Here is a 781-nt window from a genome sequence, read left to right on the forward strand (position 1 = left end):
ATACTTAGAAAACCCTGAACTAAAAGAAGAATTAGCTGATTTATACACAGAAATCATGCGTATATCTCGTGGACACCAGCAAGCCTGGATGGCCAAACAAGCAGAAAAATAATCGTAAAATAAAAACGGCAACTTTCATAATGAGCTGGAGTTGCCGTTTTTGTTTTATTTTAAAATCAATTCTTTTAACCAAGTTTCTGCCAAAGGTATCCATTGCGCGGCAGTTTTATTCACTTGATTGGGCATGGTTGCAGAAAGCTCGTTAGCCACTGAAAGGCCGTGTGGTCCTTCTTGGAAGATATGCATTTCAAACGGAATTTGATTTTCTTCTAATGCTAAGGCTAGTGATAAGGAATCACGTACGTTAACAACATCATCTTCACGTGTTGCCCAAATAAAAGTTGGTGCAGTATGTTCATTCACAGTAGCTGGGACAGAATAACGTTCAATTTCTGCTTCACTAGGTAGTGGTTTTCCAAAGCAAGCTAAAGATATAGCTGTTGCATAGGCCTTGATATTTGGGTCAGGATTGACAATGTTTTGGTGATAATAATAGGCAATATCAGTTAGGGCGTAGGCAGAAATATTAAATGCTGGTTTCAAGGCTTTGCCCTTCAAATTTGTTGCATTTTGAATCACATCTTCATGCCATACATTACTGTACATCCCGGTATTGTGACCACCAGCAGAAAATCCTGCTAGGCCAATCTTATCAGTATCAATGCGCCACTCAGTCTCATGTTGATGCAAAATTTCAAATGCCTTAGCAGTTTCTTGTAGT

General features: G+C 38.9%; 1 protein-coding gene. It reads right to left on the reverse strand.

Going from position 1 to position 781, the window contains the following annotated elements; translation table 11 throughout:
- Positions 1 to 165 precede the first annotated feature (165 nt).
- Positions 166 to 781: alpha/beta hydrolase (locus ACRCJ0_RS17035; RefSeq protein WP_431391341.1), on the reverse strand; the 616-nt coding region annotated here is incomplete at its 5' end.

The sequence above is a fragment of the Aerococcus sp. L_32 genome (genome assembly GCF_050689315.1).